This is a genomic window from Streptomyces sp. (assembly GCF_035563135.1).
GTDB lineage: Bacteria > Actinomycetota > Actinomycetes > Streptomycetales > Streptomycetaceae > Streptomyces.
On record NZ_DATMVN010000193.1, the window covers coordinates 1 to 23219 of the forward strand.

Here is a 23219-nt window from a genome sequence, read left to right on the forward strand (position 1 = left end):
GGCGAGCGGCTGCCGGCCTTCGTGTGAGGTGGAGTGCTCCGTCACGCGTGGGATTCCGTCCGTCCGGGCCGGTTGTATGAGGCAATCACAGTCACCTCGGGGCTTCGCGCCACTCTGCCCCGGCAGGAGCGGTGAGAACAACGGCTGTCACCGGATGCCCCGGGAAAGAGGGCCGAAACCGTACGGCCGTCGGAGGGACCGGTACGGAGTCCCCCGGCGGCCGGGCAGCGGACAGCGAGCACGTCTCCACCCCCTCGTAGTGGTTCTGTGACCGCACGGTCCACCCGGCTCCGTAAACCGGGTGACTCATGCGGTGCGCGCGGTGACTGGTGGTCAGGCCCCTGTCCGGTCTCGCCGGTTGTGGCCCATCGGTCCGGCGGAGCGGTTCATGGAGGGTGATCCTACGTTCGCCCCCCAGGGGTGCATCAAGGGTCTCACGGCGGTGTGGGAGCAGGGGGGCGGTCCCAGTCATCCGGCAGCGGGGGGATCGGCCACCGCGGGTCGGGCCTCCAGTGCTCCCAGCCGTCGCTGAACGGAGCGCCCCAGCGCTCGATCACCTCGACGGCCGCCAGGCCCGCCTCGCGCACCCGCCGCGCCGTGGCCCCGTCCATCAGCCCGACCTGCTGCGCCTGCGCGAACTCGTCCTCGTCGAGCCACTGCCAGCTGTGGTCGGGGCGCACCGAGATGTCGAGGAAGTGGTCCTGCGAATCGATCCCGCCGGTCCAGCGTGAGCGCGGCTCCTCAAGGTTGACGTACCAGTTGCGGAAGAGCCAGCCGCGGTCCCAGAACAGCCAGACCGACCAGGGATCGCCGGGGCGGGCGAGCTTCAGCACGCCCGAGCCGAACCAGCGGGAGCGCACGGTCGTGCGCGGGCGTGTGTAGCGGGTGGCGAGCGGCTCGGCGTGCACCTGGGTGCCGTCGGCGATCACCGGCCGCACGCACTCGGTGCCGGAGGCCATCCACACCGCCAGCAGGTCGTCGGTGTCCTGGACGACGGTGACCGGCCGGCAGATGTGAACCGCGTGGCCGTCACCGTCGCCGGGCCTCCCGTTGGCCCGGTAACGCCAGAGAATCCGGTCCCCCGGAGACCAGCGCACACCACCACCCGCACCCGTCCCGGTGCCTGCTCCCGTACCCGCTTCCGTCGCTGTCATGGAGAGATTTTAGGGACGCGCCCGCCGTCCCGGCGTGTTCCGTGTCACGGCCGGGTCATACGCAACACGTCCAGGGCCTCGTCGAGCTGTTCCGTTGTCAGGTCACCCCGCTCGACGTACCCTCCGGCCAGCACCGTCTCCCGGATCGTCGTGCCGTCGGCCAGGGACTTCTTGGCGACCTTCGCCGCCTCCTCGTAACCGATGTACTTGTTCAGCGGGGTCACGACCGACGGCGAGGACTCCGCGTAGCGCCGCGCCCGCTCCGCGTCGGCCGTGATGCCGTCGACCGTGCGGTCGGCGAGCAGCCGCGAGGCGTTGGTGAGCAGCCGCACCGACTCCAGCAGGTTCTTCGCGATCACCGGGAGCATCACGTTGAGCTCGAAGTTGCCGGCGGCTCCGGCGGCGGCGACCGTGGCGTCGTTGCCCGTCACCTGGGCCGCGACCATCAGCACGGCCTCCGGGATGACCGGATTGACCTTGCCCGGCATGATCGACGACCCGGGCTGCAGGTCGGGAAGGGTGATCTCGGCGAGCCCGGTGCGAGGGCCGGAGGCCATCCAGCGCAGGTCGTTCGAGATCTTGGTGAGCGACACGGCGACGGTCCGGAGCTGGCCCGACGCCTCGACGAGCCCGTCCCTGGCGCCCTGTGCCTCGAAGTGGTTCCGGGCCTCCGTGAGCGGCAGACCGGTCGTGCGGGCGACCTCCGCGATCACGGCGGCGGAGAAGCCGGGCGGGGTGTTGATCCCGGTGCCCACAGCCGTGCCGCCCAGGGGGAGTTCGGCGAGGCGGGGGAGCGAGGCGTGCAGCCGCTCGACGCCGTGGCGGATCTGCGCCGCGTAACCGCCGAACTCCTGGCCCAGGGTGACGGGGGTGGCGTCCATCAGGTGCGTACGGCCCGACTTCACGACCTCCGCGAATTCGGCCGATTTCCGCTCCAGGGCCGCAGCCAGGTGTTCGAGCGCCGGGATCAGGTCGGCGGTGACGGCCGCGGTCGCCGCGATGTGGATGGACGAGGGGAACACGTCGTTCGACGACTGGGAGGCGTTGACGTGGTCGTTGGGGTGCACCTCGCGCCCGAGGCGCTCGGTGGCGAGCGTGGCCACGACCTCGTTGGTGTTCATGTTGGACGACGTGCCGGAACCCGTCTGGAACACGTCCACGGGGAAGTGCTCGTCCCAGCACCCCGCCACCACCTCGGCGGCGGCCTCCTGGATCGCGTCCGCGATCTCCGGATCCAGCACCTTCAGCTCGGCGTTGACCTTGGCCGCCGCGGCCTTGATCCGGGCCAGGGCCTCGATGTGGGCCCGCTCCAGCCGTTGCCCCGAGACGGGGAAGTTCTCCACCGCGCGCTGGGTCTGGGCACGCCACTTGGCGTGCGCGGGCACCTTCACCTCTCCCATCGAGTCGTGCTCGATGCGGTACGCCGTTTCCTCTGCCGATCCGTCCATGGTCTGGAACCTCCTGATGCAGGTGAGCACGCGGAACGTTCCGCGTATTCCCCGGGGGCCGCCACCCGGAACTGTCCGGAGCCGCCCGGAACCGTCAGGAGAGGAACCGTCCGCCGGGCGCACACGGCGGAGCGGGCGTACACGGCGGAGCGGGCGCACCGTGAGGTACGCCCGCTCCCTTGCCGTCGCAGTGCCGGCCGGTCAGTTGCAGGCGAACAGATAGGAGGACGAGTAGTCGATGTAGAGACTGCTGGACGAGGTGCCCATCCTGGCCGTGACCTTGGCGCAGGCGATGCTCGACACGTAGACCGGGCCCGCGTACTGGGAGAAGTTGCCGGTGTCGGTGCCGCAGCCGGTTCCGTCGACCTTGCAGAGCTTCAGGTACATGTAACGCGAGGCACCCACGTTGTTGTCCATGATCGCGCACCCCTTGCCCCCGTTGGTGTAGGAGAAGAGGGTCGCCAGGCGCATGTCGGGGTCGGTCCCCACCGGCAGGGGGATCGCCTTGCTCAGGGCGTACCCGGTGCCGCACACCGTCGCGGCGGCTGCCGCCGTCTGCGGGTCCTCCTGGGCCAGGGCCCGTGTCATGGCGTCGGCCTCACTCGTGACGGACACCTCGGGCCGGTCCGCGGCGACGGCCTGGGGTGCGGTCAGGACGGCGGCGGCGAGGGCGGCCGCGGCGAGGCCGGCGCGCATGACGACTGCGAAACGAGACATGGCTGAGTCCATTTTCTGCCTGAGGCGGGGAGCTGCCCGGTGGCGGGCGCAACGGTCGGTACGCGCAGGGATGCCCACGAAGGCGCCCGGTGCTCGCCCAACTTAGATGTGGCCTGCAACCGAGGTCATGATCTGAACAGTTTCTGGCGTGAATATGCCAGGAGCGCCATGCCAGGACGGGCATCCGGGGGCAAAAGCTCTGGAGCACCGGGGCCGGGTGGCCGGTATATGCCGCCCCGGCCACCGCACGGACCGGAGCGGAACGCCCCAGGGGGTGCCCGGCCGACGGCCGGGCACCCCCTGGAAGCGGGAAGATCAGCCGAGGCCGGGGCCGCGGACCGGAATGCTCGTGAACGTCGGTGCCGGGGCGGGCTCGGTGAAGAAGTCGTTGCCCTTGTCGTCGACCACGATGAACGCGGGGAAGTCCTCGACCTCGATCCGCCAGACCGCCTCCATGCCGAGCTCCTCGTACTCGACGACCTCGACCTTCTTGATGCAGTCCTGCGCGAGACGTGCGGCGGGGCCGCCGATCGAGCCGAGGTAGAAGCCGCCGTGCGCGTCGCACGCGTCCGTGACCTGCCTGGACCGGTTGCCCTTGGCGAGCATCACCTTGGAGCCGCCCGCCGCCTGGAACTGTGCGACGTAGCTGTCCATGCGGCCGGCCGTCGTCGGGCCGAAGGAGCCGGACGCGTAGCCCTCGGGCGTCTTCGCCGGGCCTGCGTAGTACACCGGGTGGTCCTTGAGGTACTGCGGCATCTCCTCGCCCGCGTCGAGCCGCTCCTTGATCTTGGCGTGCGCGATGTCACGCGCCACGACCAGCGGGCCCGTCAGCGAGAGCCGGGTCTTGACCGGGTACTTGGTCAGCTCGGCGAGGATCTCGTCCATCGGCCGGTTGAGGTCGATCCGCACCACGTCACCGGACTCGTCCAGGTGCTCGTCCGTGGTGTCCGGGAGGAAGCGCGCCGGGTCCTTCTCCAGCTGCTCCAGGAACACACCCTCGGCGGTGATCTTCGCGGTCGCCTGGCGGTCGGCCGAGCAGGACACCGCGATCGCCACGGGCAGCGAGGCGCCGTGCCGGGGGAGGCGGACGACCCGGACGTCGTGGCAGAAGTACTTGCCGCCGAACTGGGCGCCGATGCCGATCTTCTGCGTCAGCTCGAAGACCTTCTCCTCCAGCTCCTTGTCCCGGAAGCCGTGACCGGTCGGGGAACCCTCGGCGGGCAGCTCGTCCAGGTAGTGGGCGGAGGCGTACTTCGCGGTCTTCAGCGCGAACTCGGCCGACGTACCGCCGACGACGATCGCCAGGTGGTAGGGCGGGCAGGCCGCCGTGCCCAGCGAACGGATCTTCTCCTCCAGGAACTTCATCATGGAGGCCTCGTTGAGGACGGCCTTGGTCTCCTGGAAGAGGAAGGACTTGTTGGCCGAGCCACCGCCCTTCGCCATGAAGAGGAACTTGTAGGCGCCGCCGTCCGTCGCGTACAGCTCGATCTGGGCCGGGAGGTTCGAGCCGGTGTTCTTCTCGTCCCACATGGTCAGCGGGGCCATCTGCGAGTACCGCAGGTTGAGCTTCGTGTACGCGTCGAAGATGCCGTGCGACAGGGCCTCCTCGTCACCGCCCTCGGTGAGCACGTTCTGGCCGCGCTTGCCCATCACGATGGCCGTACCGGTGTCCTGGCACATCGGCAGGACACCCGCGGCGGCGATGTTCGCGTTCTTCAGGAGGTCCAGCGCGACGAACTTGTCGTTGGACGAGGCCTCGGGGTCGTCCACGATCCGGCGCAGCTGTGCCAGGTGGGCCGGGCGCAGATAGTGCGAGATGTCGTGCATGGCCTCGGCCGCGAGGGTGCGCAGAGCCTCCGGAGCCACCTTGAGGAACGTACGGCCGTCGGCCTCGAAGGTCGAGACGCCCTCGGCGGTCACCAGCCGGTACGGCGTGGTGTCCTCTCCCAGCGGGAGCAGATCGGAGTACGCAAACTCTGGCATTACGGCCATTCCTCACTCGGCGACAGCGGCTGGCCACCCTTGGACAGCGCATCCACCAGGGTAGGACCCCCGGGGCGCGCCGGTCCTGTGAGGTAGGGCTCACCCGGATCGCACGCTCCGGCGGGGCGGGGCGGGTGCGGGGGTACGGCCGGGGTGGGAGGGAGCGCGGCCGGAGCCGGGGCGCGGTGGGAGCCGGGGTGCGGGAGGAGCCGGGGCGCGGCCGGATTTCGGGCAAGGCCGGTGAGGCACTGGTCGCGATCTATCGCGTCTGGGTAGGCTGGTTCGGTGGACCTCGAAAAGCAGCCCCAGCAGCCCGTCGCTCCGGCCGCTCCCGCGCCCGCCGGAATCCGCGCCTCCGACGCGGACCGCGACCGGATCGCGGACATCCTGCGGGAGGCCATGGCCGAGGGCCGGCTGACCGCCGACGAGCACGCCGAGCGGGTCGACCTGGTCTACCGGGCCAAGACCCTCGGCGAGCTCGAACCCCTGGTCCAGGACCTGCCGGCACCGAGCGGCACCGCCCGGCAGCCCGCCTCGTCCTACGGGTACGGACCCGAGGGGACGGCCGGGCCCGCCGAGAATCTGGTGGCGGTCTTCAGCAGCTCCACCCGCAAGGGCCGTTGGCGCGTCGGCGGCCGTACGAACGCCTTCTCGCTCTTCGGCAGCGTCGAGATCGACCTGACCGAGGCGCTGTTCGGCCAGCGGCTCACGGTCATCAACGCGACCTCCATCTTCGGCAGCGTCGAGATCAAGGTTCCCGAGAACATCTCGCTGCGCGGCAGCGGAACTGGTGTTTTCGGCAATTTCGAAGTCGACACGCTGGAATCCGCCGACCCGGAAGCGCCGGTGGTCGTCGTGAACGGCTACTCCGTGTTCGGGAACGTCGAGGCGAAACCCAAGCGCGGCAAGCTCATCGCCAACCTCCACAAGCACCTGCGCAAACACCTCGGCCACTGAGGCCGGGCGGCCGGACCACCGCGCATTTCAGGCCGGTCCGCGACGCGGCGGCACCGCGGGGAAGGGCGAAGACGACGCCACTCAGTGCATAGGCGTGCGCACAGCGGGTAGGGAGAGCTGCATCGCCTCTCGCTCGCGAAGCCCAAGCCGTCGTCAGGAGTGGACCGTGCTGGACATGCCGCATCAGCCCCTGCAGGTCGCCGCCGTGCCGTCCCAGCGCACATCCGCGCGGGAGGACCAGGCGGGGCCCTGGCATTCGGAGGCGGTGTGCCGCCGGGACGAAGCCGGGCTGTTCTTCGCCCCGTCGAAGGAGCCGACTGCTGCCCGGCTGGCCCGCGAGGAAGCCGCGAAACAGGTCTGTGCGAGGTGCCCGGTGATGGTGGAGTGCCGGGAGCACGCGCTCATCCAGCCCGAGCCCTACGGGGTGTGGGGCGGCCTCACCGCCGCCGAACGCCGCGTGGTGCTCACCCGGCGCCGGAGACGCGACATGGAGCTCAAGGCGGCGGCCCCGACAGGACGCATAGCCGCAGCGGGCTGAACCCCGCGCACGCGGAGGCGGACGGCGCTCTGCCCGGTCGCCGTCCGCCTCCGCGTGGCCAGGGCTACTTGGCGCGGTCGAAGTCGATCGCGCTGTAGGCACGCAGCTTCGAGAGCCGGTGCGTCGAGTCGATCCTGCGGATCGTGCCCGACTTGGACCGCATCACCAGGGACTCCGTGGTCGCGGTCTCCGCGCGGTACCGCACACCGCGCAGCAGTTCGCCGTCGGTGATCCCGGTGGCGACGAAGAACACGTTGTCCCCGCTGACGAGGTCGTCCGTCGACAGGACCCGGTCCAGGTCGTGACCGGCGTCCAGCGCACGCTGCCGCTCGGCCTCGTCCTTGGGCCAGAGCTTGCCCTGGATGACACCGCCGAGGCACTTTATGGCGCAGGCCGAGATGATGCCCTCGGGAGTGCCGCCGATACCCATGAGCAGGTCGACGCCGGTTCCCTCGCGGGCCGCCATGATCGACCCGGCGACATCGCCGTCGGAGATGAATTTGATCCGGGCGCCGGTCTCCCGGATCTCCCTGACGATGTCCTCGTGCCGGGGCCGGTCCAGGATGACGACCGTGACGTCCTCGGGCGCCGAGCTCTTGGCCTTCGCGACGCGCCGGATGTTCACGGACACGGGCGCGTTGATGTCGACGAAGTCGGCGGCTTCCGGGCCGGTGACCAGCTTGTCCATGTAGAAGACGGCGGACGGGTCGAACATCGCGCCCCGGTCCGCGGCGGCCAGTACGGCGATCGCGTTCGGCATGCCCTTCGCGTTGAGCGTGGTGCCGTCGATCGGGTCGACGGCGATGTCGACCTCGGCCCCGGTGCCGTCGCCGACGCGTTCGCCGTTGAACAGCATGGGGGCTTCGTCCTTCTCGCCCTCACCGATGACGACGATGCCGTTCATCGACACGGTGGAGACGAGCGTACGCATGGCTTTCACAGCGGCACCGTCGGCGCCGATCTTGTCGCCGCGGCCGACCCAGCGCCCGGCGGCCATGGCGGCGGCCTCGGTGACCCGCACCAGTTCCAGGGCCAGGTTGCGGTCGGGGGCCTCCGGGGAGACCTCGAGCGGGGACGGCAGATGATGCTCGGACATCGGAGCGCACCTTTCTGTACGACGACGACCGGAAAAGAGGGTGCTGTGACTCTATCGGTAGGTCGATAAAATGAGCAGATCGGGTCACTTATGAGCGGGTGCCCGATGGCTGTGCGCCCGGGGGCCCATGCCACCATGGGGACCGTGGCAAGCAAGCGAGGCAAGCAGACCGTCCGGGACATGATCCTGTCGATGCTCGTGATCACCGCGGTGGCGGGCGTCGTCTACATCTTCATTCCGCACGACGACAAGGCCGACCCGATCAAGGCGGTCGACTACCGGGTCGAGCTCGCGACGGCCCGGCGCGCCGCCCCGTACCCGGTGGCGGCCCCGGCGGGACTGGCGAAGGACTGGAAGCCGACCTCCGTCTCGTACGAGGGCCACAAGGGTGCGGGCTGGCACCTCGGTTACCTCGACCCGGACGACCGGTACGTGGCCGTCGAGCAGTCGACGACCCCGGCGAAGAAGTACGTGCCCCAGGTCAGCCAGAACGCCGAGAACACCGGGCGTACGCGTGAGGTCTCGGGCCGGGCCTGGCAGGTCTGGGAGGGCCCGAAGTACGACGCGCTGGTGCTGCAGGCCGAGGGTGTGACGACGGTGGTCACCGGCTCGGCCCCGGCGGAGCGGCTGGCGGAGATGGCTGCCGCTCTGAAGACGGCCTCCGTCGGCACCGCGTCCGGTACGCCTGCCGCTTCCTGACGGCGACCGGCCACCGGCTCCCTGTCTGCGGCCACCGGCCTCCGCCGGGACAGGGTGAAGCCGGGCGGGAACCGCGAGAGCCCCGCGACGCTCGGCGTTGCGGGGCTCTTCTGCCGGGCCGGATTCCAGGAGGGGAATCAGGCCCGGGACCAGGTCCCGGAGGGGGGCACAGGTCCCGGAGGGGGTCAGACGGTCGTGATGACCTCGTCGTAGGACAGGCGCGGCAGACGCGGGAGCCAGGCGTCCTCGCCGGGCTTGCCGATGTTGACGGCCATGAGCAGCTTGTGGTCGCCGTCCAGGAACTCCTTCTCGATGCCCTCGGCGTCGAAGCCGGTCATCGGGCCGGCGGCCAGGCCGGCGGCGCGGACGCCGATGATGAAGTAGGCCGCCTGCAGTGCGGCGTTCAGCGCGGCGGACTGCTCGCGGACCGGGCGCTCGGAGAAGAACGCGTCCTTGGCCTGCGGGAAGTGCGGAAGGAGCGCCGGGAGTTCCTCGTGGAACTCGTGGTCCGCGACGAGCAGCGCGACCAGCGGGGCGGCGGAGGTCTTCGGCCGGTTGCCCTCGGCCATGTGCTTCACGAGGCGCTCACGGCCCTCCGGCGTGCGGACCAGGACGACGCGCAGCGGCGACTGGTTGAAGGCGGTGGGGCCGTACTTGACCAGGTCGTAGATCGCCTGGACCTGCTCGTCGGTCACCGGCTCGTCGGTGAACGTGTTGGCAGTGCGGGCCTCACGGAAGAGGAGGTCCTGGGCGGCGGGGTCAAGAACGAGAGACATCTGGGGCGTTACCTTCCGGACGGATGCAGGGTCGAGCTGTGGGAGCATCGTAGCCGAAAAATAGATTAAAGTTCAACTAAATGGCTCCCGGGGTGATCCACCGCACAACCGTCTGATCCGGCGTGGCGTCTGAACCGGGCAGTTGTGCGTGATTCACGGCACGCGCCCGTCCGAAGCGCCTCCGCGTACCCCTCAGTCCGTGGCGCCGTCCGCATCCGAGGGCCCCTCGGGGCGCGCCAGTGCCGCGTCCAGCCGGGCCCGCGCGCCCTCCAGCCAGCGTCGGCACACCTTCGCCAGCTCCTCGCCGCGCTCCCACAGGGCCAGCGATTCCTCCAGCGTCGTGCCGCCCGCCTCCAGGCGGCGTACGACCTCGATCAGCTCGTCCCGTGCCTGCTCGTACCCGGGCGTGTCCGTCGTCGCAGCCGTCGTCGTCCCGTCGTCCGTCATACGGACCACCCTATGCGCGGGCTCCGACAAACCCGGCCGCTCACTCCGCGACCCGTACGGTGAACTCGCCCTCGGAGACGCGCGCCCGCAGCTCCTCGCCAGGCTCCCCCGCGTCCGCGGGGGAGCGCACCACGTGACCGTCCGGCCGCTGGAGCACCGCGTAACCCCGCTCCAGCGTCGCCGCGGGTGACAGCGCCACGACCCGGGCACGGGTGTGCGCGAGCTCCGAGTCGGCGCGGTCCAGCAGGTGCCCGAGCACCCTGCGGCTCCGCCCGGTCAGCGCGTCGATCTCCGCCTCCCGTTCGTCCACCATCCGCTCGGGCCGCTCCATGGAGGACCTGCCCAGCGCGTGCGCCAGCCCCCGCTCCTCCCGGTCGATGAGCCCCCGTACGGTCCGCAGCGCCCGGTCCCGGAGCTGCTGGACACGGTCGAGCTCCTCGCCCACGTCCGGCACGACCTTCTTCGCCGCGTCCGTCGGGGTCGACGCCCGCAGATCGGCCACCAGGTCCAGCAGCGGGGAATCAGGCTCGTGCCCGATGGCGGAGACCACGGGTGTGCGGCACGCGGCGACCGCCCTGATCAACGCCTCGTCGGAGAACGGCAGCAGGTCCTCGACGCTGCCGCCGCCACGGGCGACGACGATCACATCGACCTCCGGCAGTCCGTCCAGCTCCTGGACCGCCTGGACCACCTGATTCACCGCGTGCACGCCCTGCACCGCGGTGTTGCGCACCTCGAAGCGCACCGCGGGCCAGCGCCGCCTGGCGTTCTCCAGCACATCACGCTCCGCCGCCGACGCCCGCCCGGAGACCAGGCCGATCAGCTGCGGCAGGAACGGCAGCGGCTTCTTGCGGTCCAGCGCGAAGAGCCCCTCGGCCGCCAGCGACTTCTTCAGCTGTTCCAGCCGCACCAGCAGCTCGCCGATGCCCACCGGCCGGATCTCCGTGGCCCGCAGGGAGAGCTGCCCCCGCGGGGCGTACCACTCCGGCTTGGCGAGGACGACGACCCGCGCCCCCTCCGACACCACATCGGCGATCCGGTCGAAGACCTGCCGGAAGCAGGTCACACTCACCGAGATGTCGTGGGACGGGTCGCGCAGCGTCAGGAACACCACCCCGGCGCCCGGCCGGCGTGACAGCTGGGTGATCTGCCCCTCGACCCAGACCGCGCCGAGCCGGTCGATCCACCCACCGATCAGCCGTGACACGTCGCCGACGGGCAGCGGGGCTTCCGGGGACGTAGTGAGAGCCATACGGGCGAGCGTATCGGCCGATGCCGACAACCAGGGCCTTTCCCCTGGACCGTGCCGGGCTCGCGGCGCCTGGCCCCGCCCGGACGAAAACTCCTGGACGGCCCGCCGCCCCCGCCCGGACGAAAGCCCCTAGGCGGCCCGCCGCCCCCACTGCACCGCGAGCACCACCAGTCCGATGCCCAGCCAGCACAGCCCCACCAGCTGGGCGCTCGTCGTCGCCTCCAGGATCACCGCGACCAGGACGGCCGCGCCCACCACCGGCATCAGCACATGGCGCCACCAGCTCGGCGGTCCCTCCATCCGGCGTACGGCGAACCAGCCCACCACCGACGCGTGCAGCAGCACGAACGCGGTGAGCGCCCCGACGTCCACCACCGACACCAGATGGTCGAGTCCGTCGTCGCGCCGGGCCGCCCACACCGCCGCCACCAGGGTCACCACCGCGGCGCCGGTGATCGCCACGCGCGGCACCCCGGACCGGGCGTCGACCCGGGACAGGAACGAGGGGAGCCGCCGCTCCCTGGCCATCGCGAACACCAGCCGCCCGGCCGCCGCCTGCCCGGCCAGCGCCGCGAAGGCCGCGCCGATCGCCTTGCTGACGGCCACCAGGTCGTGCAGCCAGGTCCCGACCGAGGCATCCACCGCGTCGTAGAAGGCGGACCCCTGCTTCACCGGATCCGCCGCCAGCTCCGCCGAGCTCACCGGTTCCAGCAACGCCGCCAGATACGACTGGGCCACGAACAGCGTGCCGGCCAGCACCAGGCAGAACAGCACGGCCCGTGCCACCTTCGCCGAACCCCCCGTCACCTCCTCCGCGAACGAGGCGATCGCGTCGAAGCCCAGATAGGACAGCACGGCGATGGACACCGCCCCCAGCACCGCGGTCATGGAGAACCCGGAGTCCCCGGTGAGCGGCGTCAGCCAGCCACGCTGCGCCCCGTCCCGGACCAGCACCACCACCGCCGACACCACGAACACCAGCAGCACCACGATCTCCATGGCGAGCACAGCGAAGCCCACCCGGGCCGCGGCCCGTACGCCCCAGAGGTTGAGCGCGGTCGTCACGACCACCGCGATCGCCGTCCACACCCATCGCGACACCCCGGGGACCAGCGCGTTCATCGCGATCCCGGAGAAGAGGTAGGCGACCGCGGGGATGAGCAGGTAGTCGAGCATCGCCATCCAGCCGGCGATGAACCCGGGCCCTTCCCCGAGCCCCTTACGGGCGTACGCGAAGACCGATCCGGCGAGGGGGGCCACATGGACCATCTGGGCGTAACTGAACGCGGTGAAGGCCATCACCACGGTCGCCACGAGATACACCAGCGCCACAGCCCCGTCGGACTTGGCGTCCAGCGTCCCGAACACGCCGACCGGGGCCATGGGCGCGATGAACAGCAGCCCGTAGACCACCAGGTCCCGGAACCCGAGGGTGCGCCGCAGCTTCCCCTCTTCCGCGCTGCTGCCGCTGCCCGCCATGAAGCCTCCACCGCTTGATTGCGTACGCATCAGTCTCGCGACCCCGCCGACCCGGCGCCTGTTCGGTACGGCCTTACGATGGGACGCATGACTGCAACTCCTGCCCGCCGTGTCCTGCTCGCCGCGCCCCGTGGCTACTGCGCGGGTGTGGACCGCGCCGTGATCGCCGTCGAGAAGGCCCTGGAACAGTACGGTGCCCCGATCTACGTCCGTCACGAGATCGTGCACAACAAGTACGTCGTGCAAACGCTGGAGAAGAAGGGCGCGATCTTCGTCGACGTGACCGCGGAGGTGCCCGAGGGCTCCATCGTGATGTTCTCCGCGCACGGCGTCGCACCGACCGTCCACGCGGAGGCCGCCGAGCGCAAGCTCGCCACCATCGACGCGACCTGCCCGCTGGTCACCAAGGTCCACAAGGAAGCCGTCCGCTACGCCAAGGAGGACTACGACATCCTCCTGATCGGCCACGAGGGCCACGAGGAGGTCATCGGCACGAGCGGAGAGGCGCCCGACCACATCACGCTCGTCGACGGCCCCGAGGACGTCGCAAACGTCGAGGTCCGCGACGAGTCCAAAGTCGTCTGGCTCTCCCAGACCACGCTGTCGGTCGACGAGACGATGGAGACCGTCGGCGCCCTCAAGCAGAAGTTCCCCAACCTCCTCTCCCCGCCGAGCGACGACATCTGCTACGCCACGCAGAACCGCCAGGTCGCGGTGAAGAAGCTGGCCGAGGACGCCGAGCTGGTCATCGTGGTCGGCTCGAAGAACTCCTCCAACTCGATCCGCATGGTCGAGGTCGCCCTGGACGCCGGCGCGCCCGCCGCCCACCTGGTGGACTTCGCCGACGAGATCGACGAGGCGTGGCTGGAAGGCGTCACCACGGTCGGCCTCACCTCCGGTGCCTCGGTGCCCGACGTCCTGGTCGACGGCGTGCTGGAGTGGCTGGGCGAGCGGGGTTACGCGGACGTGGAGACGGTGAAGACCGCGGACGAGTCGATCACCTTCTCGCTGCCCAAGGAACTCCGGCGCGACCTGCGCGCCGAGGCCGCGGCACTCTCCGCCGAATAGCCCCGGCGCGCCCGCCTCTTCACCCGGCGCGCCCCCTGGCGCGCCCACCGGATCGCCCCTCCGGGGAGTGATACGAGCCACCTGCCCGTACGGTGGATCGCATGGAGATCTTCGGTGTGGACATCGGCGGTTCAGGGATCAAGGGTGCGCCCGTGGACCTGGACCGCGGAGAGCTGGCGCAGGAGCGCCACAAGGTATTGACCCCCCACCCGGCCACGCCCCGGAGCGTGGCCGACGGTGTGGCAGAGGTCGTCGGCCATTTCGACTGGCAGGGGCCGGTCGGCATCACGTTCCCCGGAGTCGTCACGGGCGGCATCACCAGGACCGCGGCCAATGTGGACAAGGGATGGATCGACACGGACGCCCGGGCGCTGCTCAGCGACCGGATCGGGCAGCCCGTCACGATCCTCAACGACGCCGACGCGGCCGGTGTCGCCGAGATGACCTTCGGGGCGGGCCGTGGCCGTAAGGGCACGGTGATCGTGCTCACGCTCGGCACGGGCATCGGAAGCGCGGTCTTCACCGGCGGGCAGCTGGTCCCCAACACCGAGCTCGGCCACCTGGAGCTGCACGGCCACGACGCGGAGAAGCGCGCCTCCACGAAGGCCAAGGAGGACGAGGACCTGAGCTGGCCGCACTGGGCCCACCGGGTGCAGAAATACCTGGCCCACGTGGAGATGCTGTTCTCGCCCGAGCTCTTCATCATCGGCGGCGGCGTCAGCCGCAAGGCGGAGAAGTTCCTGCCGCTCATCGAGCACGTACGGGCCGAGATGATCCCGGCCCAGCTGCAGAACAACGCCGGCATCGTCGGCGCGGCCATGGCGGCCGCCGGCAAGTAGGCCCTACGCGCGGGGGCGGCGTGCAGCCCGGTCGGCCCTGAGCAGGTGCCGCTGCCGCTCCCGCATCTGCCGGACCTTCCGTACGGTGGCGATGAGACCGGCGATGAGCGTGCCCCCGTACAGCCAGCCGGCCTGGACGGCGAGCGCGGTCACGACAGCCATCGCCTGCCCGCCGAAGCCGCCTGTGCCCCCGGCGACGGGGATCACGCCGACCGCGAAGGCGATGGGCACGATGATCGGGGCGGTCACCAGGTCGGCGGGCCGTACCCAGAGGGCGGTCAGGGCGCTGACGGGCAGGAACAGCAGCCCGTACACGAGCTCCGAACCGCCCAGGAGCAACCGGTCCAGACAGGCCAGCAGGAACATGGCCAGGGCCGCGAAGAGCCCGGCGCCGATGCCGGTCAGCCGGGGGTCGGGGAACCGGCGCAGCGCCAGGACCACGGGCGGGACGCCACCCCCGGGCCGGGGCTTGGGCGCCGCTCCTGCCGTCGGCGCGACCGTCACCGTCACCGGACAGGCGGCCGGGGCCGTGACCTCGCCGAGGCCACCGGGCGGGGCGGGCTGGGCCTGCGGGGGCTGCCTGCGCTGCGGGGTACGTGTCCTGTGCTGCTCCACCCCGACAACCTAGGGCGCCGGGTGCACTCTTTCGGGCGTTGGACACGCGCTTTGGCTGACCTTGGCGTTGCGTTCGATCCCACACGGCCGAAACACGACCGTTCGACTCGGGGCGGCTCCCCGCTTCCGCACCTGTTCCCACATCCGTCCCCGCCCCCGTTCCCCCGCCTGCTCCCGCCTCCGTTCCCCCGCCCGCTCCCGCACCCGTGACGGCCTGCCCGGCCCCGCCCGTAAACTGGAGAATCGGTCCCACTCCCGGCCCGCCCGGACAGCCCCTCTCCTCCACTTCAGGAAGTCGCCAAAGTGTCGCTCACGATCGGAATCGTCGGCCTGCCGAATGTCGGCAAGTCGACCCTGTTCAACGCCCTGACCAAGAACGACGTACTGGCGGCCAACTACCCGTTCGCCACCATCGAGCCGAACGTCGGCGTCGTGGGCGTCCCCGACCCCCGGCTGAACAAGCTCGCCGAGATCTTCAACTCGCAGAAGCTGCTCCCCGCAACCGTCGACTTCGTCGACATCGCGGGCATCGTGCGGGGCGCGAGCGAGGGTGAGGGCCTGGGCAACAAGTTCCTCGCGAACATCCGCGAGTCCGATGCGATCTGCCAGGTCATCCGCGCCTTCAAGGACGAGAACGTCGTCCACGTCGACGGCAAGGTCTCGCCCAAGGACGACATCGAGACGATCAACACCGAGCTGATCCTGGCCGACCTCCAGTCCGTCGAGAAGGCCGTCCCGCGCCTGACGAAGGAGTCCCGCCTCCAGAAGGACAAGGTCGCGGTACTCGCCGCCGTCGAGGAGGCCCAGAAGATCCTGGAGGCGGGCGACACGCTCTTCTCCCAGGGCATCACGGCCGGCACCGAGAAGGGACGGCTCCTCCACGAGCTGCACCTGCTCACGACGAAACCCTTCCTGTACGTGTTCAACGTGGACGAGGACGAGCTGGTCGACGAGGACTTCAAGGCCGAACAGCGCGCCCTGGTCGCTCCGGCGGAGGCCATCTTCCTCAACGCCAAGATCGAGTCCGAGCTGATCGAGCTCGATGACGAAGAGGCCCTCGAACTCCTCCAGTCCATGGGCCAGGAAGAGCCCGGCCTCGCCACCCTCGGCCGCGTCGGCTTCGACACCCTGGGCCTCCAGACCTACCTCACGGCAGGCCCGAAGGAGGCCCGCGCCTGGACGATCAAGAAGGGCGCCACGGCACCGGAGGCGGCCGGTGTGATCCACACCGACTTCGAGAAGGGCTTCATCAAGGCGGAGATCGTCTCCTTCGAGGACCTCGTGGAGACGGGCTCGGTCGCCGAGGCCCGCGCCAAGGGCAAGGCACGCATGGAGGGCAAGGACTACGTGATGCAGGACGGCGACGTGGTGGAGTTCCGCTTCAATGTGTAGCGGCTGACATAACACCACGTCGCTGATCTGGCAAACGTGCAGGTCGGATGGGGCCCGACTCTTCGGAGTCGGGCCCTTTGTTTTTTCCCGTGCTGGGATGGTGCTGGGATAGCTGATCCCTCGTCACCTGTCGTCATCCCTGTTCATCCGTACCGTGCTGGGATCGTGTTGGGATGAGTTGGGGGTGCCCGTGCTGGGATTTGTGTGAGCGGGGCGCTGACCGAGCTGTGAAGGTAGTGCGGACGTGGCGCTTTTCCTACTCGTTTGACACAATCGGGGGCATGGCTGAGGCGACGTACAGCATCGGGGAAGGGCCAGCGACGCGGGTGAGCTTGTCGCTGCCGGAGGGGACCGCGGAGGCGATCCGGGCTCGGGTGGGCAAGCGGGAGTTCTCCGCGTTCATCGCCGAGGCGGTCGAGCGTGAGCTGCGCGGGCAGGTCCTGGACGAGTACCTGGCGGACTACGAGAGCCGCAAGGGGCCGGTCTCCGAGCCGGCTCGTCAACGGGCGCGGCAGGTCTTCGACGAGGTGTTCGCCGAGGAGGCCGAGTGGCCCGCCGCAGGCTGAGTCACGAGGGGACGCTGGTCCTCGACAGCGAGGGACTCTCGAAGCTGCTCGCTGACGAAGAGCAGGTGGTGGCCCTGATCGCTGAGGCGCGGTCGCGCGGTATGGAGGTTGTGATCAGTGCGCTCACCGTCATCGAGGCCGTCCACGCGCGTACGAACAAGTCCCGCCTGAACTGGGTGCTTTCCGGGCTGCGGGTCGTCCCGGTCGGTGACGAAGAGGCAAGGGCGGCCTCGAAGCTGCTGATGAACGCCGGGTTGCACGGACACAAGTACGCGATCGATGCGGCCGTCGCCGAGGCCGCGCTGCGACAGCATCGCCCCGTGGTCATGCTGACTTCCGATATTGACGACATGGCCAAGCTGTGCGGGGAGCGGGTCCGGCTCGTGGCGGTGTGATTTCCCTCGGTCCGGCTCAGTAGGAGCGGGGTCCGTAGGGGCTCCAGTGACCGAGGAAGGGCTTGAGGTCGTCGCCGCTGGGTTTCGGCGGCGTGGGCAGTTTCGGCGCTGAGGCCGATTCGGTGAGGTTCTGGAGGTGCGCGTCCGCGAACGCGAGCCACGCCTCGACCTCGGTCCGCTCCTGCCCGGGCGGAAGTGATGTGGCATGGACGCCTACTGCTGCGACGTATTCAGTCAGGCGCCTGGCCTGGTACCAGGTGTCTGCCTGTTCTCCGAGCTGTTTGACGCGGTAGGCGTGGGTGTAGGAGGCGTGGGCTTCCTGCATGGCGGCTTCCCAGCGCTTTTGCTGTACCTCTCTGGCTTGCTGGTCTGCAAGGCGTTTGCGTTCTGCGGCCTCGCCGCGGAGTCCGACCTCCTGCACGATCTCGGCGAGTTGTTCTTCCAGAGGCCGGTCGGGGAGATCTGCCCATTCGCTTGCACGGTGCGGGCTGCCGCCGCGGAGTATGAAGCGTAGGCGGCTGGAGGGGGTGTAGTCGAAGCGGGGGATGCGCATCCATGAGTGCTTCTTGGCGTCGGCGAGTTCCTTGTCTGTGGGGACGTGTTCGCGGCGGTCCTGTTCTTGGAGGACGAGGAATCCGACACTTTCGCCTTGGGCGGTGATGGAGAAGTGCGGTGGTGCCTTGCGGCGCCGGTGGGGTGGGGGCGCGCCTTGTGTGGTTCCGAGCGATGCCTTGTGGCCTTGGGCTGTGGTGGCGGCGATGAGGGTTTGGATGATGCGCAGGGCTCGGCCCTGGAGGGGTTTGGTCAGGCCCATGGGCTGCGGCTGCTTTTGGAGGGCGGCGACGACGGCATGGGGTTTGGTGAGTCTGGCCGGCACAGGGAGCGGGGTGAGTTCCGCGAGGCGCCAGGCAGGGATGTCGACCAGCTTGATCTCGTAGCCGCGGTGGGTGCGGTATCCGTGGAGTTCCTGCGTGTGGGGGATCTTGCCGGACTTGCGGGCGGCGTTGACCCGTGACGCCCAATTCACCGCGTGCGGGCCGGATTCGATGGGCTTGATGAGACAGCCGTCGTTCGCAACCGCCAGTTCATCGAGTAGCTGGTCCGCGTAGTTCGCAAGGGCCTTCGGCACGGCTCGGGGGCGCGGCGGTGCCGGTTCTCGGGCGGGGCGCTCCGGCGGTCGGGTGCTCTGCTCCACGGGGCGGATGCCGCGTTCGATGAGATGCTGCCGCCCCTTCTCGGTGAGGTGAGCGCTCCAATGCCCGCGGCGTTTGGTGACCTTGATGAGCCCTCGGTTCTGCAGGGCTTGTCCGCTGGTCTTGTACGTGCTGTCCGGCCAGACTCCGTCGGGACACCCCTGGCCCACCCAGTCGAGCACGGCCTGCTGCCGTTTGTTGAGGGCCTGTTCCATGTAGCCTCCCGCCGTTCCCTGGGTGCCCCGCCCCCGGAGACGATGCCAGCTGCCCTTGCGGGAATTCTGGGTTGTTGAAAGGACTCCTCGTTCGGATGAGAGATATAGAGGGCGTGTTTACGGCGAGAGTCCCGGGCGGCTACGCAGCCTCGTCGCGCATGGCGGACTGGGCCGACTCGCTTTCGATGCCGATGACTTCGATGGTCACGCCGCGAGCGGCGAGGGCCTTCGCGGTCTGGGCCAGGGTGATGGCGGAGAACGGGAAGAGGGAGTCCGGCGTGAGCTTGGCTCCGTCCTTCAGAAGGATCGCGAAGACGACGCGGCGCGGGGTGAAGTCCTCGGGGATGCTGCGGGCCGGATCGCTGTTCACGTGTACGGACCGGGCGAACTCCGCGCGCACGGCCGCGTTCTCGAAGAGGAGCTCAACGGAGACGCGCGCCTGGCTGAACAGGTGACTCAGCGGGCTCGAGGAGTGCGCGGGCTTCACGAGGACAAGAGTGTCGTCCTCGGTGAACAGGTCGCAGATCTCGACGGAGTTGCTTGCCCGAAAGGGGTTGTGGACATTCTTCTTGTCCAGGCAGACCCAGCCGCGACGGGCCTGGGCGGCCAGCTTGTTGTAGTCGCCTTCGTCTGCGGGACGCATCACGCGCATACCCTTCCTGTTGAGCTTCTCGACGAGCGGCCAGCGGGGGAGATCGACTGAGGGCGCGTCGGGGAACAAGGGAGCCACGGTCTCGTTGACGTTGCGCAGGTAGCCCGCCCCGAGCTCGTACCACTCACCGTCGAGCAGACAGAACGTGCGGGAGCTGAGGGAGAAGGTGGCCTCGATCCACTTCATGGCGGTTTCCTTGGACAGGGCTTCCAGCGAGGCGGTGCGCGGGGCGAGCGCGGTCCGTGCGGAGAGCGTGTCACGAAACAGTTCGACGGTGCCCTGCCGGAGCGCCGTGACGCGGGCGCCTGCCTTGATCACACGGGCCCGCTCCAGGACGTAGTCGAGACTGAACTCGTCCCGGAGGTGGGGCGGGCAGGACCCGATCTTGATGGTGCAGGCGGTGGACCGGGGCAGGTCGGTGCTCTGGGAGAAGGGGACGGCGGTGATGATCCGGCCATCTGCGGGACGGCCGAGCGTGGCGTCCAGTTCCGCGTCGAGCGCGTCGATGAGGGAAGGGTCCTTGACCGCGGTGATGTGCTCGACGAAGGCCAGGTCGGGGTGGGGAACGACGTGCTCGCAGATCGCGGCGATGGCGCGGATGTCCTTGATCAGTGTGGCGGGGGTGGTGCCGAGTTTGATACGGAGACCGATGCCGCCCTCCGCGGTCATGGCCCCGTTCCTGGTGCCGCTCCCTGCGGTGAGGTCGACTTCGTCGAGGTAGCCGCCGAGGTGGCGGATGATCCGCCCGTGGTCCCGGAGTCCGAGTGCCGGTACGGAGGCGCCGGCATGGATCAGGGAACTGTCGATGCGCGCCTGGCCGAGGACGCTGGCGGTGAAGTCCCGCACCTGACGCGGGTTGATGGCGCGGATACCGAAGGACAGACCGAAGTGCGCGTCCTTGAGTTGGGCGGGGAGAAGCCGGTAGCCCTGGTCGAAGCCGATCGCGTACACCACGTCGTCGACGGCGAGCACGAGCAGTGCGCCGGTGCGCTGCTCGCTCTGCAGCAGGTCCGATTCGCCGGCGAGCCGGAGGACATCCTTGCCCCAGGCGGCTTCCTCCTTCGCTACGGCGAAGGACACCGCGAGGGCGGGAACTCCCATGTGATCGCTGACGTCGCGCACGACCGCGTCGAGGGTGTCGAGGGCGTCGACGTCGAGGGCTTCGAGCATCGACTCAGGGGTCGCCTTGACGTGGGTCAGGCGGTACAGGGTGCGCTTCGACGCGGTGCTGGACACAGAGGTCTCCTGGGGCGAGGTTGCGGTGCGGGTCGGTAACACGAGCGGCCTTACGGGACGGGTGGTGTCGAGGCGGACAGGGGTGAGTGCCCGGCAAGGGAGCAGAGGTGCGGCGATGAGGACGCCGGTGCGGTCAGACTCGTATGGGGCCGGCGTCCCGGCGGGTGGTGCCGGGGTGATGGTGACGAAGGTGCCAGAAGATCGGAGGTGAAATTGTTCGAGAACCTGATAACCCTGGTTATCAACTGCTGGTGAAGCTGAGAGCTCGACCGGCTGTAGCGTGTGAGGTGCACTGGGAGAAACGTTCTCGACCGAGAGCACGAGGCGGTCGTCACGAAGGGAGCGGAACCGCATGGCCGGCACACGTGAAGCAACCGCTCCCATCCTGCCGGAGGAGACCTCCTGGCGGATCAGTTACGCCGAAATCGGGAACTTGGCCCAGGTCCAACGGCCCGTCGTTACCACCTGGGTGCGCCGGCACGCGGACTTCCCTGAGCCCGTCGCATACGAGGGAGCCAGCCCGCTCTTCGACGGCGGCGAAGTCGCCGAATGGCTGCTGTCCACCGGCCGAGGCAATGCTGGCTCCGACCAGATCCAGGCGGAGTGGGTGCTGCACACCCTGTCCGCCTGGCGGCGCACGATCCCTGCCCGCACGCTGGTCGACACGGTGACCGCGCTGCTCTGCCTGCGCCAGCTCCTCGACGAACCGCTCTCCGAGCTGCCGTGGCGCACGATCCTGGAGCGCGCCTCGGAGACCGACTTCGAGGACACCTACCTCCACAAAGAACTACGCGACCTGCCGGATGCCGAACGTCAGGGCCCCCTGCTCGCTGTACTCGCCGACCACCTCACCGAGGCCGCCTACACCCCGGCCGACGCGCTCGAACGGGTCATGGACGCGCGCCGCCGCCTGGGCTGCGACGACCTCGCCGCCGACGAACCGATTCCGCTGGTGAGTCGGGCGATGGCCCATCTGTCCGGCATCGCGCGTCTGAACGAGCGCGAGCAAGGGGCGACGGCCGCCGTCCTGTACCCCAGGAGCGGAGATCTGCTGGTCGCCCTGCGCGAAGCAGTGTCCGACGCCGAGGGCATGCCCTTCTTCCTCTCCGCGGACCCGATGCCGGACCTAGCCCGGCTCGCCCGCCGCCGCCTCATGGCCCAAGGCGTCCAGGAGTACGAGATGGACCTCGTGGACGGCGAGGAACTGGCCACGGACGACTGGGGAGACCCGCACGTCGTCGTCTGTGCCCTCCCCTACGAGGCGGCCGAGACCCGCAGCTCGCTCGCCGTCCTGCAGAACCTGCAGGACCTCACCGACCTCCTCGCCGAGGACTGCACGGCCATCGTCCTGGGCCCCGCCGATGCGCTCGTCCGCCCCCTGCCCGCACGCGGGGAAGCAGACCGCCTGCGCCGGGGCTTCCTGGAACAGCACCTCCTAAAGGCCGCGATCAGCCTCCCCGAAGGCGTGCTCCCTTTCCGCCCGGCCCACCGCACCGCGGTCTGGGTCCTGCACCGCACCCCCGAAGGACAGCGCACCGGCCAGATCCTCCTCGCCGACCTCTCCTCACGCACCCTTACCGCGCAGGCTCTAGACGCGCTGGCCGAGGACATCGACATCTTCCGTGAGGCCGGCTGGCGGGCGGACAGCCGCCACGAACCGCGCAACGCCGCCGTCGTCCGGGCCACCGCGCTGACAAGCGCACCCGGTGCCGCGTTCACCCCGCAGCACCGCCCGCACGCCGACCGCTACACCCGCTCCGTCGTTGAACGCCCGGCCCGCATCTCCGAGATCGAACTCCGCCTCCAGCAGCTGATCGACGCCACCCGTAGCGCACTCGACCACGCGCCCACGATCCGCGCCAACGCCGTCCTGCGCCCCGACGACCAGCCGGCCCGCCGTACCACCGTGGCCCGCCTGCTCAAGGACCGCCGCCTGCGCCGACTGCCCGGCCACCGCATCGCCGCCGAACACCTCCTCACCGGAGGCAAGGGCCACTACACCGTCCTCACCGCGGCCGAGATCACCGGCAGCGCGCCGGTCGACAGTCACCGCATAGACCGCGCCGTGCTGCTCAACACCTACGAGCACGCCTGCTTCACCGAACCCGGCGACATCGTCGTCACCGCCACCCCGAGCTTCGGCGCGTACGTCGACGACGAGGGCCTGTCCGTGGTCGCCTTCCCCGCCCGCGTCCTGCGTGTACGAGCCGATGCTGAGCATCCCGTACGGCCCCGTGTCCTGGCAGCGCTCCTGCGCTCGGCGGCAGCCGAACATCGGCGGGTGAGTGGCGCGGTCCGCTCCGCCCGCCGCATAGAGGACCTCCTCATCCCCGACCTCCCCGGCGACGAGGCCGAGCGGTATGACGCGCTCTTGGCCGACATCGCCCGCCGTACGGCCCTGCTGCGCCAGCACGCGGCGGCCCTCGACGACTTGACTTCCCTGACCGCCGCCGGCCTCGTCGACGGCACGCTGACCCTCACCGAACCCCCTCTCGTCTGATC

Annotated in this window: 21 protein-coding genes; 9 read left to right on the plus strand and 12 right to left on the minus strand. The window is 69.7% G+C overall.

Translation table 11 applies throughout. From position 1 onward, the window contains the following. Positions 1-434: 434 nt before the first annotated feature. The 4 genes from fomD to VN520_RS08345 form a co-directional block, all read right to left on the minus strand. A complete protein-coding gene (gene fomD / locus VN520_RS08330; RefSeq protein ID WP_325746208.1) occupies positions 435-1154 on the minus strand; it encodes a cytidylyl-2-hydroxypropylphosphonate hydrolase in 720 nt (239 codons plus the stop codon). Between the two features lie 44 nt (positions 1155-1198). Beyond that, positions 1199-2602 carry a class II fumarate hydratase gene (locus VN520_RS08335; RefSeq protein WP_325746209.1) on the minus strand — a complete coding sequence of 468 codons (1404 nt, stop codon included), beginning with the start codon at positions 2600-2602 and terminating at the stop codon, positions 1199-1201. Positions 2603-2803: 201 nt separating this feature from the next. Beyond that, positions 2804-3319: a hypothetical protein gene (locus VN520_RS08340; protein ID WP_325746210.1), complete on the minus strand. Its 516-nt coding sequence runs from the start codon at positions 3317-3319 to the stop codon at positions 2804-2806. A 315-nt stretch (positions 3320-3634) separates the two neighbouring features. Next, complete coding sequence (locus VN520_RS08345; RefSeq protein WP_325746211.1) at positions 3635-5311, minus strand: fumarate hydratase; 1677 nt, start codon at positions 5309-5311, stop codon at positions 3635-3637. Between the two features lie 276 nt (positions 5312-5587). On the opposite strand from VN520_RS08345, the gene VN520_RS08350 reads away from it, so the two are divergent. Next, complete coding sequence (locus tag VN520_RS08350) at positions 5588-6259, plus strand: DUF1707 SHOCT-like domain-containing protein (RefSeq protein WP_325746212.1); 672 nt, start codon at positions 5588-5590, stop codon at positions 6257-6259. A 166-nt stretch (positions 6260-6425) separates the two neighbouring features. After that, positions 6426-6797 carry a WhiB family transcriptional regulator gene (locus tag VN520_RS08355; RefSeq protein ID WP_325746213.1) on the plus strand — a complete coding sequence of 124 codons (372 nt, stop codon included), beginning with the start codon at positions 6426-6428 and terminating at the stop codon, positions 6795-6797. A 64-nt stretch (positions 6798-6861) separates the two neighbouring features. Here VN520_RS08355 and glpX read toward each other — a convergent pair whose 3' ends face one another. After that, complete coding sequence (glpX, locus tag VN520_RS08360; protein ID WP_325746214.1) at positions 6862-7893, minus strand: class II fructose-bisphosphatase; 1032 nt, start codon at positions 7891-7893, stop codon at positions 6862-6864. A gap of 144 nt (positions 7894-8037) precedes the next feature. Between glpX and VN520_RS08365 the strand changes: the two genes are divergently transcribed. Further along, on the plus strand, positions 8038-8592 hold the full coding sequence (locus VN520_RS08365; protein ID WP_414719794.1) for a DUF4245 domain-containing protein: 555 nt from the start codon (positions 8038-8040) through the stop codon (positions 8590-8592). Positions 8593-8777: 185 nt separating this feature from the next. On the opposite strand, the gene VN520_RS08370 is transcribed toward VN520_RS08365, so the two are convergent. The 4 genes from VN520_RS08370 to VN520_RS08385 all read right to left on the minus strand — a co-directional run bounded on the left by VN520_RS08370 (position 8778) and on the right by VN520_RS08385 (position 12546). Then, positions 8778-9368, minus strand: a complete 591-nt coding sequence (locus VN520_RS08370) for a malonic semialdehyde reductase (RefSeq protein ID WP_325746216.1) — start codon at positions 9366-9368, stop codon at positions 8778-8780. A 192-nt stretch (positions 9369-9560) separates the two neighbouring features. Continuing rightward, positions 9561-9815, minus strand: a complete 255-nt coding sequence (locus VN520_RS08375; RefSeq protein ID WP_325746217.1) for an exodeoxyribonuclease VII small subunit — start codon at positions 9813-9815, stop codon at positions 9561-9563. A 40-nt stretch (positions 9816-9855) separates the two neighbouring features. Continuing rightward, complete coding sequence (gene xseA / locus VN520_RS08380) at positions 9856-11067, minus strand: exodeoxyribonuclease VII large subunit (protein ID WP_325746218.1); 1212 nt, start codon at positions 11065-11067, stop codon at positions 9856-9858. 129 nt (positions 11068-11196) lie between these two features. After that, the gene (locus VN520_RS08385) at positions 11197-12546 is read right to left on the minus strand and encodes an APC family permease (RefSeq protein ID WP_325746219.1); all 1350 of its coding nucleotides are present in this window, start codon (positions 12544-12546) and stop codon (positions 11197-11199) included. A 78-nt stretch (positions 12547-12624) separates the two neighbouring features. Between VN520_RS08385 and VN520_RS08390 the strand changes: the two genes are divergently transcribed. Next, positions 12625-13614 carry a 4-hydroxy-3-methylbut-2-enyl diphosphate reductase gene (locus VN520_RS08390; protein WP_325746220.1) on the plus strand — a complete coding sequence of 330 codons (990 nt, stop codon included), beginning with the start codon at positions 12625-12627 and terminating at the stop codon, positions 13612-13614. Between the two features lie 101 nt (positions 13615-13715). Beyond that, complete coding sequence (gene ppgK, locus VN520_RS08395) at positions 13716-14453, plus strand: polyphosphate--glucose phosphotransferase (RefSeq protein ID WP_325746221.1); 738 nt, start codon at positions 13716-13718, stop codon at positions 14451-14453. A 3-nt stretch (positions 14454-14456) separates the two neighbouring features. On the opposite strand, the gene VN520_RS08400 is transcribed toward ppgK, so the two are convergent. Beyond that, a complete protein-coding gene (locus VN520_RS08400; protein WP_414719797.1) occupies positions 14457-14963 on the minus strand; it encodes a DUF6542 domain-containing protein in 507 nt (168 codons plus the stop codon). A 408-nt stretch (positions 14964-15371) separates the two neighbouring features. Here VN520_RS08400 and ychF point away from each other — a divergent pair, with 408 nt between their 5' ends. The 3 genes from ychF to VN520_RS08415 all read left to right on the plus strand — a co-directional run bounded on the left by ychF (position 15372) and on the right by VN520_RS08415 (position 17421). Further along, positions 15372-16460: a redox-regulated ATPase YchF gene (gene ychF, locus VN520_RS08405; protein ID WP_325746223.1), complete on the plus strand. Its 1089-nt coding sequence runs from the start codon at positions 15372-15374 to the stop codon at positions 16458-16460. A 281-nt stretch (positions 16461-16741) separates the two neighbouring features. Further along, positions 16742-17026: a hypothetical protein gene (locus tag VN520_RS08410; RefSeq protein ID WP_028438980.1), complete on the plus strand. Its 285-nt coding sequence runs from the start codon at positions 16742-16744 to the stop codon at positions 17024-17026. After that, positions 17008-17421, plus strand: a complete 414-nt coding sequence (locus tag VN520_RS08415; RefSeq protein ID WP_325746224.1) for a PIN domain-containing protein — start codon at positions 17008-17010, stop codon at positions 17419-17421. The genes VN520_RS08410 and VN520_RS08415 overlap by 19 nt, the downstream gene beginning before the upstream one ends. A 16-nt stretch (positions 17422-17437) precedes the next feature. Here the strand turns inward: VN520_RS08415 and VN520_RS08420 are convergent, their stop codons facing one another. Further along, positions 17438-18829, minus strand: coding sequence for a hypothetical protein (locus VN520_RS08420; protein ID WP_325746225.1), 1392 nt, complete (start codon positions 18827-18829; stop codon positions 17438-17440). 139 nt (positions 18830-18968) lie between these two features. Beyond that, positions 18969-20717 (minus strand): DUF6119 family protein, encoded by a 1749-nt coding sequence (locus VN520_RS08425; RefSeq protein ID WP_325746226.1) that lies wholly within the window; start codon positions 20715-20717, stop codon positions 18969-18971. A 352-nt stretch (positions 20718-21069) separates the two neighbouring features. Here VN520_RS08425 and VN520_RS08430 point away from each other — a divergent pair, with 352 nt between their 5' ends. Further along, positions 21070-23217, plus strand: coding sequence for a hypothetical protein (locus VN520_RS08430; RefSeq protein ID WP_325746227.1), 2148 nt, complete (start codon positions 21070-21072; stop codon positions 23215-23217). The last annotated feature ends 2 nt before the right edge of the window (positions 23218-23219 follow it).